The sequence below is a fragment of the Kribbella albertanoniae genome (genome assembly GCF_004348455.1).
Classification (GTDB): Bacteria; Actinomycetota; Actinomycetes; order Propionibacteriales; family Kribbellaceae; genus Kribbella; species Kribbella albertanoniae.
The window spans coordinates 1-14,095 of the sequence record NZ_SMKA01000251.1; the positions used below are offsets into that span (position 1 = coordinate 1).

13 protein-coding genes are annotated in these 14,095 nt (G+C 67.6%); 1 reads left to right on the plus strand and 12 read right to left on the minus strand.

What is annotated here, in order from left to right:
* The 12 genes from E1261_RS35600 to E1261_RS35655 form a co-directional block, all read right to left on the minus strand.
* Positions 1–552: FHA domain-containing protein (locus tag E1261_RS35600; protein ID WP_132414131.1), on the minus strand; the 552-nt coding region annotated here is incomplete at its 3' end.
* Positions 549–1,826, minus strand: a complete 1,278-nt coding sequence (locus tag E1261_RS35605; RefSeq protein WP_132414132.1) for a vWA domain-containing protein — start codon at positions 1,824–1,826, stop codon at positions 549–551. The genes E1261_RS35605 and E1261_RS35600, both read right to left, overlap by 4 nt.
* 14 nt (positions 1,827–1,840) lie before the next feature.
* A complete protein-coding gene (locus E1261_RS35610) occupies positions 1,841–2,902 on the minus strand; it encodes a PP2C family protein-serine/threonine phosphatase (RefSeq protein WP_132414133.1) in 1,062 nt (353 codons plus the stop codon).
* Positions 2,887–5,163, minus strand: a complete 2,277-nt coding sequence (locus E1261_RS35615) for a serine/threonine-protein kinase (protein WP_132414134.1) — start codon at positions 5,161–5,163, stop codon at positions 2,887–2,889. Before E1261_RS35615 ends, E1261_RS35610 begins: the two co-directional genes overlap by 16 nt.
* Complete coding sequence (locus E1261_RS35620) at positions 5,160–6,284, minus strand: hypothetical protein (protein WP_132414135.1); 1,125 nt, start codon at positions 6,282–6,284, stop codon at positions 5,160–5,162. Before E1261_RS35620 ends, E1261_RS35615 begins: the two co-directional genes overlap by 4 nt.
* Entirely contained in the window at positions 6,281–7,258 is a 978-nt protein-coding gene (locus E1261_RS35625) for a glutamate ABC transporter substrate-binding protein (protein ID WP_132414136.1), read from the minus strand. Before E1261_RS35625 ends, E1261_RS35620 begins: the two co-directional genes overlap by 4 nt.
* Complete coding sequence (locus tag E1261_RS35630) at positions 7,255–8,583, minus strand: hypothetical protein (RefSeq protein ID WP_132414137.1); 1,329 nt, start codon at positions 8,581–8,583, stop codon at positions 7,255–7,257. The genes E1261_RS35625 and E1261_RS35630 overlap by 4 nt, the downstream gene beginning before the upstream one ends.
* Positions 8,580–9,974: an AAA family ATPase gene (locus E1261_RS35635; RefSeq protein ID WP_132414138.1), complete on the minus strand. Its 1,395-nt coding sequence runs from the start codon at positions 9,972–9,974 to the stop codon at positions 8,580–8,582. Before E1261_RS35635 ends, E1261_RS35630 begins: the two co-directional genes overlap by 4 nt.
* Positions 9,971–10,543, minus strand: coding sequence for a hypothetical protein (locus tag E1261_RS35640; protein ID WP_132414139.1), 573 nt, complete (start codon positions 10,541–10,543; stop codon positions 9,971–9,973). Before E1261_RS35640 ends, E1261_RS35635 begins: the two co-directional genes overlap by 4 nt.
* 26 nt (positions 10,544–10,569) lie before the next feature.
* Positions 10,570–11,853, minus strand: coding sequence for a toxic anion resistance protein (locus tag E1261_RS35645; protein ID WP_132414140.1), 1,284 nt, complete (start codon positions 11,851–11,853; stop codon positions 10,570–10,572).
* A 127-nt stretch (positions 11,854–11,980) separates the two neighbouring features.
* The gene (locus E1261_RS35650) at positions 11,981–12,436 is read right to left on the minus strand and encodes a dihydrofolate reductase (RefSeq protein ID WP_132414141.1); all 456 of its coding nucleotides are present in this window, start codon (positions 12,434–12,436) and stop codon (positions 11,981–11,983) included.
* Complete coding sequence (locus tag E1261_RS35655; protein WP_132414142.1) at positions 12,433–13,224, minus strand: thymidylate synthase; 792 nt, start codon at positions 13,222–13,224, stop codon at positions 12,433–12,435. The genes E1261_RS35650 and E1261_RS35655 overlap by 4 nt, the downstream gene beginning before the upstream one ends.
* Before the next feature lie 33 nt (positions 13,225–13,257).
* Between E1261_RS35655 and E1261_RS35660 the strand changes: the two genes are divergently transcribed.
* Positions 13,258–13,911 (plus strand): peptidyl-tRNA hydrolase, encoded by a 654-nt coding sequence (locus E1261_RS35660; RefSeq protein ID WP_238176634.1) that lies wholly within the window; start codon positions 13,258–13,260, stop codon positions 13,909–13,911.
* Positions 13,912–14,095: the final 184 nt, after the last annotated feature.

The window sequence follows — 14,095 nt, forward strand, 5'->3', positions numbered from 1 at the left end:
GGACTGGAGGTCTTCTACCCACCAGCGCTGGCCGTCGGTGGTGAGCTGGGCCTGGCGGCGGCTCACGCCGGTGTCGTCGCCACAGTCGACCTGGGGTGCGATGCCGCGGCTGCGGGAGGGGCGGCCGACCAGGACGCTCTTCTCCGTCACCGGAATCACCACTGGCAGGCCAGGGGACGGACACGGGTCGTCACTCTGCTGTACGGCGTACCAGTCGGGGTCCACCCAGCGTTCGACAACCCACTCGGCCACTACTGGTGCCGGTGCGGGCGGTGCGGTCGGGGGAGTGGCTGAGAGGTCGAGTGATGAGGCGGGGCGCGGCATGGTGCCGGTGGTGAAGTCGTAGCCGCAGCTCTCGCAGAAGAGTGCGTCTGCGGCGGCTGAGTCCGAGCAGTTCGGGCAGGTCTGCGTGGCTACTGCGGGACCGGGTGCAGCGACCGCAGGTGCGGGCGGTGCGACCGGAGTGGCTGCGGCCCCGATGGGGAGGCCGCAGACATCGCAGTAGTCGGACGAGACGGACGGGTGTCCGCTCGGACAGTTGACTGTGCTCATTTCTTCACCCGAGTGGTCTTCGTGGACGCAGTGTCCAGAGCCATCTCGTCAGCCTTCTCGACGGTCCGCTTCAGCCGGACGGTACCGGTGTCCTGGTCGTCGATGTCGACCACCTTGCGCAGCCGCGTGGTGGCCTCCTCGTTGCCGGTCTGGGCGGCCAGCTGGACCGCACGGCCGAGCTTGGTGGTCGCCGTGGCTGTGTCGCCGGCGGCCTTCGCGGCCAGGCCGTCCTGGATCGCCTCGGCCAGCTCGGTCTGCCCGGTGTAGTGCGCGACCTCAGGGCTGATCCGAGTGGTTAGCGCCTCGTCGTTCGACCACAGTGCCTTCACCAGGCCCTGTGCGACCACGTTGTCGCCGATGGTCAGCTGGACGCGGGCGGCCAACTGCTCCTGCCCGATGCCCTTCGCAGCCAGCCGGATCGACACGTGGTAGTCGCGGGACTCGTCGCCCCACGAGCCGGTCGGGTACGAGCCGGTCAGCGGGTTGATCGACGTACGGCGAGAGGTCAGGTCCTCGACGGTCGGAGCCACCTGGCGGACGAACAGCACCTCGGCACCCTGCGGTGCCCAGACCCGCAGGTCGGCCTGGGCGACGCCCCGGCTCATCGCGTTCTGGATCAGCTTCGAGAACTCGGCCGCGAGCTGGTTCGGCGCCGGGATGATGTCGACTGTGCCGAGCAGCGCCTGGGCGATCCGGCGTACCTCGTCGACCTGCCAGGCCACACCGACACCGCGGGCGTCGCACTGGAACTGGCCGGTGGCGGCCTGGATCGCCTGGGTCAGCGCCTCCGGCGTCTCGTGCTGGTTCTCGCCGTCGGTCAGCAGGATCGCGTGCTTCTGCGACAGCGACGGGACGGTGGCGAAGACACGCGCCGCCAGCCGCAGCCAGGTGCCCATGGCGGTGCCACCGTCGGCGTAGAAGCGGGACACCGCGTCCTTGGCCGCCTGCCGGGTGTACTGGTCCATCTTGACCATCACCGGCTCCGCGGACGGCGGGAACGCCAGCTGGGCGCGGTCGTTCCCGGAGATGACCGCGAACCAGACCCCGTCGAGGATCTGGTCGAGCGCGGTCTGCGCCGCGAACGCGGCCGCCTGGACGCCCTCGCGACCCATCGAGCCGGAGGTGTCGACGATGATGATCTCGCCCGCGTCACCCGTACCGGTCTGGCCGGCCGCACCGGCGCCGGTGCAGTCCACAGTGACGATCGCGTGCACGTCGGTACCGCCGTCAGGCAGGAACTCGTTCTGGTAAACAGCGGCGGTGAAGTCTGCCATCTCGGGTCCTCCCCTTAAACACGCGCAAGCGTGACGGTGATGTTGTCCTGGCCGCCCTGGGCGTTCGCCCAGTCGACCAGTGCGGATGCGGTGGCAAGCGGGTCGCCACCGTGGGCCGCAGCGGTCTGACGGGTGAGGTCGGCCAACGGTGCCGCCTCGGAGCAGTAGTTCCACAATCCGTCCGAGCAGACCATGACCCAGCCCGGCTCGGTCACCCGGAGAGTCGTCGTACGAGGTGTGTGGTCCGGTGCGTCCTTACCCAGCCAGCGGGTGATCGCATGCGCGTGCGGACCGGACTCGGCCTCCGCACGCGAGATACCGGTAGCGATCAGCTCGGCGGCCCAGGAGTCGTCCACAGTCAGTGCGACGGCCTCGGACGCATCTGGAAACCAGTACGCCCGGCTGTCGCCGACGTTCCCAGCGACGAGCAGCCCGTCCTCCAGTACGACGGCCACGAACGTGCAGGAGGCCGGGTTCGGACTGTCCGGGCTCGTGTTCTCCAGTACGGCGTCACTCGCGGCATCGGCCGCCGCGTTCAACCGGGCCACGATCGCACCGCTGCGCGACGACTCGGTGCCGATGCCCTGTGCATGCCCAGCAGTCAGTACGTCGCGTGCGGCGCGCGCCCCGGCCAGCGAGGCCACGTCTGAGTCGAGTGACGAGCTGACGCCGTCGCAGACCACCAGCAGCGCCCGGCTGCCCGGCTCGGGGTCGGCGGCGATCGCCATCGCGTCCTCGTTGCGGGTGTGCCGGATACCGCGGTCGCAGACACCGGCCACCCATGGCGCCGGCTGCTCGCTGAAGTGGTCCCGCGGCTTGGCGGCCTTGGTCCCACAGGTCTCGCAGTACCCGTCCGCGCCGACAGTGCCACCGCACGACGTACAGGGTCCGGCTGGTGGCAGTGCGTGGATCTCGACGGTTGGCTCGGTGTCGGTGTCCAGCGCGGGCGCGGCGGGGGCCAGCTCGCCGGGCTTGAGCTCGGCGCCACAGGCCTCGCAGAAGCGGTCGGTCGTGGACACATGGCCACCACAGCTGGGGCAGACCGGGTCGGTCGTACTCGTCATCGCAACGTCCATCCTCGAACCTCGTTGGCCAGGTCGACCAGGGCGATCCGTTCCGGCCGGCTCTGGGCCTGGTCGGCCAGTTGCCGGTAGGTGGCTTCGAGCCCGTCCCGCAGGGCCGGCTCGGTCGCCTCCCGGCCGTCGATCCGCAGACCCTCCTGCGGACCGGACTGCCGTACCTCGTCCAGTGCGCTCCGGAACACACTCGCTGCCAGGTTGGCCCGGTCGACCGGGTCGATGGTCAGCGACTCGATGCTGTCCATCGCCTGGGCGAGCGCATCCAGGCCACGTCCCGATCCTGCCAGTAGACCGGCTCGTTGGCGGCGAGCACGCACATACGCGCCGCTGGTTCGCGGTACCAGGTCCAGTGCGCCGAGCGCTCCGTCCAGGTCGCCGCGGTGGGTCCGGATCGATGCGAGCCCGAAGGCCGACGGTGCGATGTAGTTGGCGTCTGTGCGCGCACAGGTCTGGTAGAGGCCCTCGGCAACGTCGAACTCGCTGCTGAGCTCACAGGAGATCGCCAGCGCCAGTTTGGGCGCCAGCTCACCCGGCACCTGGCCGTAGACCGCGTTGAACGCGGACTGAGCCGCCCGAGCGTCGCCACGGGCCAGTGCGACCAGTCCGGCCATCCAGACCGCCCGCCACTCCCAGGGGTCGGCGGCGAGCAGATCCGCCACCGCAGTGTCGACCATGTCGTAGCGCTCCGGCCCAACCTCCAGCGAGGTCTCCGCGATCTCCAGCAGGATCTGCGGCGACGGCTCGGGCGCGTCCACAAGCAGCTCGAGCCGCTTGGCCGGGTCCGGCACGCTGACGGTCTTCAACCAGCCGGACATCTTGTCGCTGTCGTCCGCGATCAGTGAAGGCAGCCGCTGCCACGGTGCGGCCGCATCACCGAGCCCGAGCGACTTGTCGCCCGGCGTACCGAACAGCAGCGACGATGCGGAGTGCTGGGCAGCCTTGGTGCCCTGCTTGTCCGCCACGACCTCACGCAGTACGCCGAGCAGCTGCACGCGGAACTCATCAGCGGTCTGGAAGCGGTCCGCCGGGTCCTTGGCGCATGCCTTGAGCAGGAGCCGGTAGACCGAGTCGTACTTCTGGAACAGCGGTACCTCGCCCACCGGGGGCAGCGACGTGACATAGCGGGACTGGTACCCGCGGAACTCCATCGCCAGCACGCACAGCGTCCGGCCGAGGGTGTAGATGTCCGAGGCGATCGACGGGCCGACCTCAGCCACCTCCGGCCCCTGGAAACCGACCGTTCCGTAGATGGCCGAGTCCATGTCGTCGATCCGCCGGACACCACCGAGGTCGATCAGCTTGACCGCGTCACCGACCTGGATGATGTTGTCCGGCTTGAAGTCGCAGTAGACCAGGCCGAGGTCGTGCAGGTACGAGAACGCGGGCAGGATCTCCAGCAGGTACGCAATGGCCTGGTCGATCGGCAGGGCGTCGTACTGGTTGTTGTTGGCCGCCATCCGCTGCTTGAGCAGCGTCTTCAGCGAGGTGCCGCCGACGTACTCCATCACGATGTAGCCGGCGCCTTCGTGCGTGACGAAGTTGTAGATCTCGACGATCAGCGGGTGCTCGACCCGGGCCAGGAACTGCTGCTCGGCGATCGCAGCCGCGACGGCGTCCGGGTCCTCTGAGTTCAGCAGGCCCTTCAGGACGACCCAGCGGTTCGAGACGTTCTGGTCCTGGGCCATGTAGATCCAGCCGAAGCCACCGTGCGCCAGACAGCCTCGGACCAGGTACTGGCCGCCGACCAGGTCACCGTCCTTCAGCTTCGGCGAGAACGAGAACGGGTTGCGGCACTTGGGGCAGAAGCCCTCGGTGCGCCCCGGCTGCCCGTCACGCCCCCGGCCGACCGGGTTGCCACAACTGGGACAGTTCCGGCGGTCCTCCGGCACCATCGGGTTCGCCAGGATCGCCTTGCTCGCGTCGATCGGCGGAATCGTCGGTACGTGGGTCAGACCGGCACCCAGCCGCGCACCACGCAGGCGGGTGGACGACGTACCCAGTCGGCGCGTCAGCTTCGAGCCTGCGGCCTGTGCGCGGGCAGAGCCGAGCGGTGTGGACGCCAGGCGGTTCGACGCGCGGGATACCGTCGACGGCGAGCTGATCGGGTCAGGCTCGTCCGGTGCGATCACATCGGGGGCACCGGCGACCGCGGACGGGCTGACCGCGCCAGCGGGTGCAGGCGAGCCACACACGTCGCAGTACCCGTCCATGATGGTGCCCGTGCAGCCAGGCTGCGTGCAGGCGATGTTGGTCGTCATCTGGTCCCTCCTGTGCTCTCCAGGTAGGCCTGGTACGCCGTGACGAGCGCAGCGAGCCGGACAGTGTCCACCGGCTCCGACTCCATCACCGCACGGCCACGCCGGTACAACTCCGCAAGGTCTTCGTTGTTCGCGGCCACTCGGCCCGCCTTCACCTGATACGCATCCAGAAGCGCCGCCAACTCATCCCGCCGCGCCACAGCCGCGCCATACGCAGCCTGCGCCTGACCAAGAGCCCGCCGTACGGCGTCCAGCCGGGTCAGGTACCGCTCCAGCTCAGCCGGGGTGTTCGGTACTGCTCCAAGCGCAGTGACATCCGGTACGGCGAGCCGCGGGGCCGGTGTGACTGCGGCAACCGCCTTGTCGGCCAGTGCGCGCACTGCGGTCCCCTGTGCTTCCAGCTCACTCCGGAGTGACCGCGCCTGCGCTACGTCCGCAGCACGCTCCTTGCGGGTGGCGGCACCGACAATCAGGTCTCGCTCGGTGCGAGCAGCGTCGATCTCGAACGGTCCGATCAAACCGCCGATGTCCGCACCACGTTTGTTGCGGTCGACAAGGTCTGTCAGCCGGCGGTCGAGGTCGTGGTGCTCGGCGAGCGCAGCGTTACGGACGTTGGCAGGCTCCAGCTTGACCAGATCACCGATCCGCTCAACCTGAGCTCTGAGCTGCCGCAACTTCGCAGCTCGGTCCGCATCGCCCGGCTCCAACGCCAGCTTGGCCCGCAAACTGGACGCCAGCGCGTCCGACAATTTGCATGCCTCCGGCAACGAAACCGCCAGTGATCCGCCAGCACTGCCGGTATCCAGCCCACCCCAGATCAGCGTCGAGATCCGCTCGGTTTCGGTCTGGCCGACCCGCCCCGAATCCCACGTCACCAGAATCAACTCATACCGATCCGAAACGGCTTTCCAGACCGCCATACTGAGCACAACGTCGGCACTCAGGGCATCGGCATCAGGAGCATGAAGCGCAGCCTGATCCAACTCCTCCAGCTCAGCCTTCCGCCGATCCCGCCAGGTCCCCAGCTCACCCAGGAACGACAGCAGTTCCTGCGCAGGAACGCTGCTCCCCATCCGCCCCGGCGGCGCCGGAGCCGCCGCAGTGGGCGTCCGAACCGTCATGGGGTGATGGGCCGTCCGTAGACGGGCGCAGGCGGTGCCTTGAGGTCGCCGAGGTCAGGTGCGAGCCACTTGTTGTAGGACGCCATCCAACGGCCGTCGGCCTTCATCTGCTCGAGCACCTGGTTCACGAACTGCACGAATTCCGGGTGGGCCTTCGACATGCCCAGGCCGTACGGCTCGGCGCTGAACGCCTTCTCCGGCAGCACCTTCGCGTACGGGTCTTGAGCGGCGTCACCGGCCAGCACCGTGTCGTCCCCGCTGATCCCGTATGCCTTGCCCGACTGGAACAGAACGAGGCATCCGGTGTCGGTGTCTGCGGTAATCGGGATGATGTTCGGGTTCTCGGCCTTCAGGTTGTCCAGGCTCGTCGAACCTGCTGGTGCACAGATCGTTTGCCCGTCCAGCTTCGGGTCCTTGGTGGACTTCGCGGTCGAGTCCAGCGGTACCAGAGTCTTCTGACCCGAGCGGTAGTACTCGGCCGAGAAGGCGATGTCCTTCCACCGGGCACAGTTGATCGTCATGTTCCGAGCGACGATGTCAACCGTCTGGTCCTTCAGTACGGGGATCCGTTGAGGGCTGGAGATCACTCGCAGCTCGACCGCGTTCTCGTTGCCGAAGATCGCCTTGGCGACCGCCTTGATCATGTCGATGTCGAAGCCCTCGATCTGACCACTGATCGGGTTCCGGGAGCCGAGGTGCAGGCTGTCCGCAGATACTCCAGCGATCAGACGCTTGTTGTCGAAGATCTTCTTCATGTAGCTACCGGCAGGCATCGCGCCCGGCTGCGGCATCGCGCCTTCCGGCGTGTATGACGCCAACGGGTTTGTCTTGTCGGTGCAGGGCACCGGCGCCGCGGGGGCGGCGGCGGCCTTCGGCTGGGGCTTGGGCGGGATCTCGGTGGCGTCGTACGCGCCGGATCCGCAGGCGGTGACGGTCATCAGCACGGCAGCCGAGGCGGCGATCAGTTTCTTCATCGGTATTCCCCCAGTCGCTGCGACATTCCCCAGGCCATCAGCAAGGCCACCAGGATGCCGATCGGCAGTCCTAGCCACCCGATCGGTGGCAAGCCGTTCCGGGCATCCTTCAGCTCGCCGCTGACCCCACTACTTGTGTTCTCCAGTTCCTTCGCCGTCGCCTTGTCGAAGGCGTCGAACGCCTCCACCGAGTTCTTCTCGGTGGCTGATGCGTTTCCGGTCGCGATCTTGACGGCCAGATCCCAGTTGCCCTTCTCGACGTCCTGGTCCCGAATGTCGGCGTGCGACTGCTGGTACAGCGCCCACAGGCCGGCGCCTTCGCTGCTGCCGGAGATCTTGCGGAGTTGGTCCTCGACGACCTTCGCGGACTCGTCGTACGCCTTGTTGTAGGCGTCGCCGGAACCGCGCGCGATCAGCGTGAGGCTCTCGTTGGAGCGGGCGTCGTACGCCGCGATGCGGGCTCGCGACAGTGCGAGCGTGGAGGCGTAGTCGCCCTCGCGGGTGTCGGTTGCTTTGCCGGATGCGGCGAACAGTGCGAACGTGCCGATCAGCATGGTGAGGGCGACGACGATCGCGCCCGCCAGGATCGGGATGTTGAGGTAGCGGTGCGTTCGGCGGGCCAGCCAGCGCAGGGTGACGATGAGGATGAACAGCGCGAGCACACCGCCGACGAAGACCCACCAGAAGCCGTCTCCGACGCCACCGAACTCGGTGTCGACGCGCTTCTCGTTCGCCGCGACCAGCGCCTTCACCAGCGGCAGAGAGTCGTTCTGCAGGGTCGCGTTCGCGTCCCTCAGGTACTGCGAGCCAATCGGCAGCCCCTGGCGGTTGTTGGCTCGCGCCTGCTCGATCAGACCCTGGTACGTGACCAGCGTCGTGTTGAGCTGGCCCAGCGCGTCGCGGTCGGCCGGCTGGGCGCTGGCGGCTTCCGCTACCAAGCGGGCGGCGGACGCCATCGAGTCGACGAAGTGCTGCCGTTGTTGAGCAGGCTCCAGACCGCCGACCAGGAACGCGTTCGTGGCGTCGGCGTTGGCGCTGACCAGGTTGGTGTGGATCGCCTGGATGCGCACCAGCTGGGCCGCGTTCGCCTCCGCGCGCTGTAGAGCACCGTCGGACTGGTTGAAGCCCTGGGCTGCGCACAGGCCGAAGACGACGCTGATGGCGGCCGCCAGGACGAGGAAGGCGCGCATGCGCCCCGGAGTGCCTTCGAACCACTGCGCCACGGCTCCACGCGGCGCCGGCGTACCGGGGCGTTGAAGTGCTGCGGTCTGCTGTGGCGTCGGCGGCGACCAGGTCGCGGGCGGCGCACTCTGAGTCTGGGTCACGACTCATCTCCTTGCTCGTGAACGTCCGAAGTCTCGGTAACGTCCGAAGACTCGCCGACGCCCGTCTCCGGATCTTCGGACGTTGTTGCTTCGGATGCCACGGGGTCGTCGCTGAGGTCCTCGGCGAGGATCTGACGCAGCTGGTCGGTGGTGGGTGCCGTCACGTCGCGAAGTCGCCAGGCGTGCCGGCCGATGGCGGCTTCGAGGGTGTTGCGGGCGAAGCGGCCGTTGCCGAAGGACTGGCCGCGTGGGGTCTCGGTGAGGATCTCCCGGAACCGCTCCAGCGCTTCGGGCACCAGCTCGTAGTCGGCGCCTTCGGACAGGCCGCTGAGGATGTCGGTGAGCTCGTCGTCGCTGTAGTCGTCGAAGGCGATCGTGGTGCGGAACCTGCTGGCCAGTCCGGGGTTGGCGGCGATGAAGGTCGCCATCGGCTCGGGGTATCCGGCGACGATGACGACCAGGTCGTCCCGCCGGTCCTCCATCTCCTTCACCAGCGTGTCCACGGCCTCGCGCCCGTACTGGTCGGCTCCCAGGTCACCTGCGGTCAGGCTGTACGCCTCGTCGATGAACAGCACCCCACCGACCGCGGACGCGACCACCTCAGCAGTCTTGGTCGCGGTCTGCCCCAGGTACCCGGCGACGAGCTCAGAGCGGTCCACCTCGACCAGCTGTCCTTTGGAGAGCAGTCCGAGTGCTTTGTAGATCCCACTGACCAGCCGGGCCACTGTGGTCTTGCCGGTCCCCGGGTTGCCCACAAAGACCAGGTGCCGAGTGATGGTCGGGCTCTTCAGCCCTGCCTCGGTCCGCAGCTTCTCTACGCGCAGTACGGCGACCTGTCGGTGCACCTCGCGTTTGACTCGCTCCAGCCCGGTCAGCTCGTCCAACTCGGCCAGCAACTCGTCAACCGTCTTGGCCGGTTCCTCAGGCTTCTCTTCAGCAGCCTTCGCAATCACCGGAGCGGTCGGAGTAGCTGCGACCTGGAGCGGCCGGGCACCAGCCGCCTGCAGCTGAGCAGCAGCAGCGACAGATGCGTTACCGACAACGCGCATGGTCGGCTCACCCAACGTGCACGAGGCAGATGCGAGCTCAGCCAGAGCCTCGGCGTACGGGATCTTCTCCGGTGATCCAGCGGTGACCAGCTCAGTCAGTACGGCGGTTGGTGCGCCACGCCAGCGTCGGCCACGGACAGCCGCGTCGAAGAAGTCCTGTGTGGTTGCCCCCGGGAAGGCTTTGGCCCAGTCCGTTGGCGCACCGGGTGCCGACTCGGCCAGCGCGGCTGCGAGCGACAACGCCTCGGTGCGGGCGCGGTTCTCGTCGACACCGGCACGCACGGCGATCTCCAGCAGCGCGGCCAGCGCCTGCTGCAGTGACAATCCCCCCTCGCCGCTCATGCCCCTCCTCGTCCTGGTGGTGGTTGTAGTGGTCCTGTGCTGGGCGGTGGCGTGGAGGTGGTCGGACCAAGGGCCAAGCCTCCCCCAGTGGAGCCTGTGCCGAACTTCTCCTGCAGGAACCGGCCATGCGCGATCAGTGCTGCAGCGTCCGCCCGGTTCACCGCGTCGAACACCTTGTCCATCGTGGCGCCGAGCAGGTCGAGTTGGTCGATCAGGATCATCAGTGAGGTCTTGCCACGGTCCACCGGCCGGGTGTCGGCCCACTGGCGCGGCAACCGCAGGTACCCGCCGATAGCTTCCGGCAGGTAGTCGGTAGCCGTTGCCATCACGGAGTACGCCTGTGCGCTGCCGGCCAGGTTCCCCAGCCGCGGAATGGTCTCCCGCACGATCCGAACCACCCTGTTCACCCGCGACGCCACCACAGCCGGTACGGCGCCCTGTGCGATCAGCTCCTCGACCCGGACGAGTGCTGCGAGCAGGTCGTCGTTCGTCGGTGCCCTTGGCCCCGGGGCAGGCTCGGGCTCCTGCTGGCGACCAGTGAGTCGCGCAAAGAAGTCCCCCAGAGCCATGCCCGTCCCCTGCTAGTGGTGTGGTGTCAGCGACCGATGTTGATGTCTAGGCTGCCGTGGACGACCTGCTGGTTCTGTCCGGCGACCCGGTCCAGGTAGCTGCGGGACTTGGTCACCTCCGACTCCAGCGTGCCGATCGTGGCCGCCATGTTGTCGAGGGCCTCGGACTTGAAGGTGTCGATCGCGTCCATGGTCGCGTAGATGTTTGCGAACGCGGCCTGCAGTTGCGGCAGCCCGATGCTGGCCGACGCTGCCTGCTGCTGGATCGCCACCGAGTTGTCCCGCAGCATCTGCGAGGTGCGCTCGATCATGCCGCTGGTGGTCGTGTTCAGCGCGGTGATCTGGTCCAGCACGAGCTTCTGGTTCCCCAGTGCCTGCGCCACAATGACCGCCGTACGGAGCGCGGAGACGGTGGTCGTGGAAGCCCGGTCGACACCCTTGATCAGCTCGATGTTGTTCTTGATCACGATGTCGATGGCCAGGTAGTTCTGGATCGACACGGCGAGCTGGGTGAGCAGGTCCTGGTGCTTCTGCCGGACGTAGAACAGCACGTCCTCGCGGAACGCCTTCGCCTTGTCCGGGTTGGTCGCGTCCAGCTCTGCGATCGCTGCGGACAGACGAGCGTCGAGCCGCTCGGCGACGTACACGTACTGGTTCAGCCGCGTCATGGCGTCCCAGAGGTTCTGCTTCTCCAGGTTGAGTGCGGCGTTGTCCTTGCCGAGCTCGTCCTGGCCGTTCCGCAGCGAGTGCAGGATCCCCTCGAGGTGCGTCTGCGCGCTCTGGTACTTCCGGAAGTAGTCCTCGATCTTGTCGCCGAACGGGATCATCCCGAGCAGCTTCCGGGTGCCGGTGGCGCCCTTCGGGTCCAGGTCCTCGACGGTACGGCGCAGGTCGAGCAGCGTCTTGCCGACCGTCGACCCCTCGGACAGGCCGCCGCTCTGGAGCGCCTTGACCGGCTGCTGCAGCAACCGGTTCGAACTCTCGGCGGCGTTGCGGATGTCGAGGTCACCCATGCTGCGCACGTCCGTGGCCTTGGCAGCGAACTCCGGGGAGCGCGGCTCGGCCAGCATCAGCGCACTGAGGAAGGTGTCGACCTTCGCGTCCAGCCCGGGCAGTGCGGCCGCGTCGACGGCCGGAGCAAGGCTCGGAGCAGCTGTCGTCGCTACTGCCTGTGACGGCGCTGGAGCGGTCAGTATCAGACCCGGAGCGGTCGCGGTCGGCGGCTGCAGCGGAGACATCGCCTGCTGTGCGGCGGCGGCTCCCGGTTGCCCCGTTCCTGCTGCTCCGGCGGTGTTATCGGCTTCGGTCATCGTCGTTCCCCTCCGGTGGCCTGCGCGAGGCGTCCCCCACCCCCGCGTGCTGTCACCTCCGTGACGCGCACACAATCTACGCGGTTCCCGGCCGACTTGGTGGTGTCGTTGTGTAGTCGTTGCCTGCTCAGCTACGTCGGTAGCTGACGAAGCTGAAACCGTCGTGCGGGTCACGGGCGGTTTCGGTCCAGTCCGAACGGTCGAACGCCGGGAAGGTGACGTCACCGGCGGGGGACTGGTCGACCTCGGTCAGTTCGAGGCGATCGGCGTACGGGAGCGCCTGGCGGTAGATCTCGCCGCCGCCGGCCACGTAGAGGTCACCGCCCTCTTTGAGCGCCTCTTCGAGGGTGTGGACGACCTGTACGCCGTTGGCCGACCAGTCCGGTTGGCGAGTGACGACGACGGTACGGCGGCCTGGGAGTGGCCGGCCGATCGAGTCATAGGTCTTGCGGCCCATCACCAGGGTGTGTCCGAGGGTCAACTGCTTGAAGTGCTGCAGGTCCTCGCGGATCCGCCACGGCAGGTCGTTGTCGCGACCAATGACACCATTCGCCCCGACAGCGGCAATCAGAATGACCGTCATACCGCGATGGGTGCCTTGATGCCCGGGTGCGGGTCGTAGCCGACCAGCTCGACGTCGGCGATCTCGTACGAGTCGATCGAGTCGCGGTGCGCGAGCTGGAGGGTCGGGAGCGGCCGGGGCTCACGCGTGAGCTGCAGGCGGGCCTGGTCGAGGTGGTTCAGGTAGAGGTGTGCGTCGCCGAGGGTATGGACGAAGTCGCCGACCTCCAGTCCGGTCTGCTGGGCGACCATGTGGGTCAGCAGCGCGTACGACGCGATGTTGAACGGCACACCGAGGAAGATGTCGGCCGACCGCTGGTACAGCTGGCAGGACAGCCGGCCGTCCGCGACGTAGAACTGGAACATCGTGTGACACGGCGGTAGCGCCATGTTGTCTACGTCCGCGACGTTCCACGCGTTGACGATGTGCCGGCGCGAATCGGGGTTCTTCTTGATGCCCTCGATCAGTCCGGTGATCTGGTCGACCTGCCGGCCGTCCGGAGTCGGCCAGGAGCGCCACTGGTAGCCGTAGACCGGCCCCAGCTCGCCGTCCGCGTCGGCCCACTCGTCCCAGATCGAGATGTTGTTCTCGTGCAGCCACTTGATGTTCGTCGAGCCGCTGAGGAACCAGATCAGCTCCCCGATCACCGACCGCAGGTGCAGCTTCTTGGTGGTGACGGCCGGGAAGCCCTGACGGAGGTCGTACCGCGACTGGTACCCGAACACGCTCAGCGTGCCCGTCCCGGTGCGGTCCCCTTTCTCCGCCCCGTGGTCCAGCACATGCTTCAGGAGATCCAGGTACTGCTGCATGCGGTCAACTTACTCCCTGACAGACTCGCACCTGTGGAGCACGTACTGACTCTGGTCATTCGCGTCGAGAAGAACGCCCGCCCGCAGCAGACCGACGCTCTCGAGGCCGCGGCCCACGCCGTACTGGCGATCCTTGCTGATGACCGCTCCATCGGCGCAGGCGAGTGGGCTGAGGCCATGGCCGCCTGGCAGGACCACCGCATCCGCAAGGTCGTCCGCCGCGCCCGGGGCGCCGAGTGGCGACGAGCTGAAGCCCTCCCCGGCATCACCGTCACCCACGGCACCGCCGAGGTGCGCGTCTTCCCGCCCGTCCCCCTGGACGATGTCCCCAAGGACCTCGCCAAACTCCAGGTCACCGGCACGGACTTCGACCAGCCCGAGCCCCCCGCCGTACCGCACCCCAGCACGCCAGTCCTCTGGGTCAACCCGGCCCTGCAGATGTCCAGCGGCAAAACCATGGCCCAAGTAGGTCATGGCGCCCACCTGGCCTGGCTGGCCCTCTCACCCGCCGCCCGCAAGGACTGGGCCACCACAGGCTTCCCCCTGGTAGTCCGCACGGCCAACCCAGCCCACTGGACCCAGCTCCTCCACACCGCGTTCCCCGTAGTCCAAGACGCCGGCTTCACCGAAATCACCCCCGGCTCCCGCACGGTCATCGCCGAACACCCCGGTCTCCGACCAAGCTGATTGCTATCGGCAACTAACGACCTGTGGATAGACCGACCAGAATCTGTGGATAAGTACTTCCCTTGAAAATAAGGGGTTCTGGCTTTGAAAACTGTCGGTGGCCCTGTCTAGAGTTAACGGTATGGAACTCCTGGGCGAGCGACCGGCGTGGTCGATGAACGGCAGCGAAGCGCTGTCGTCCATC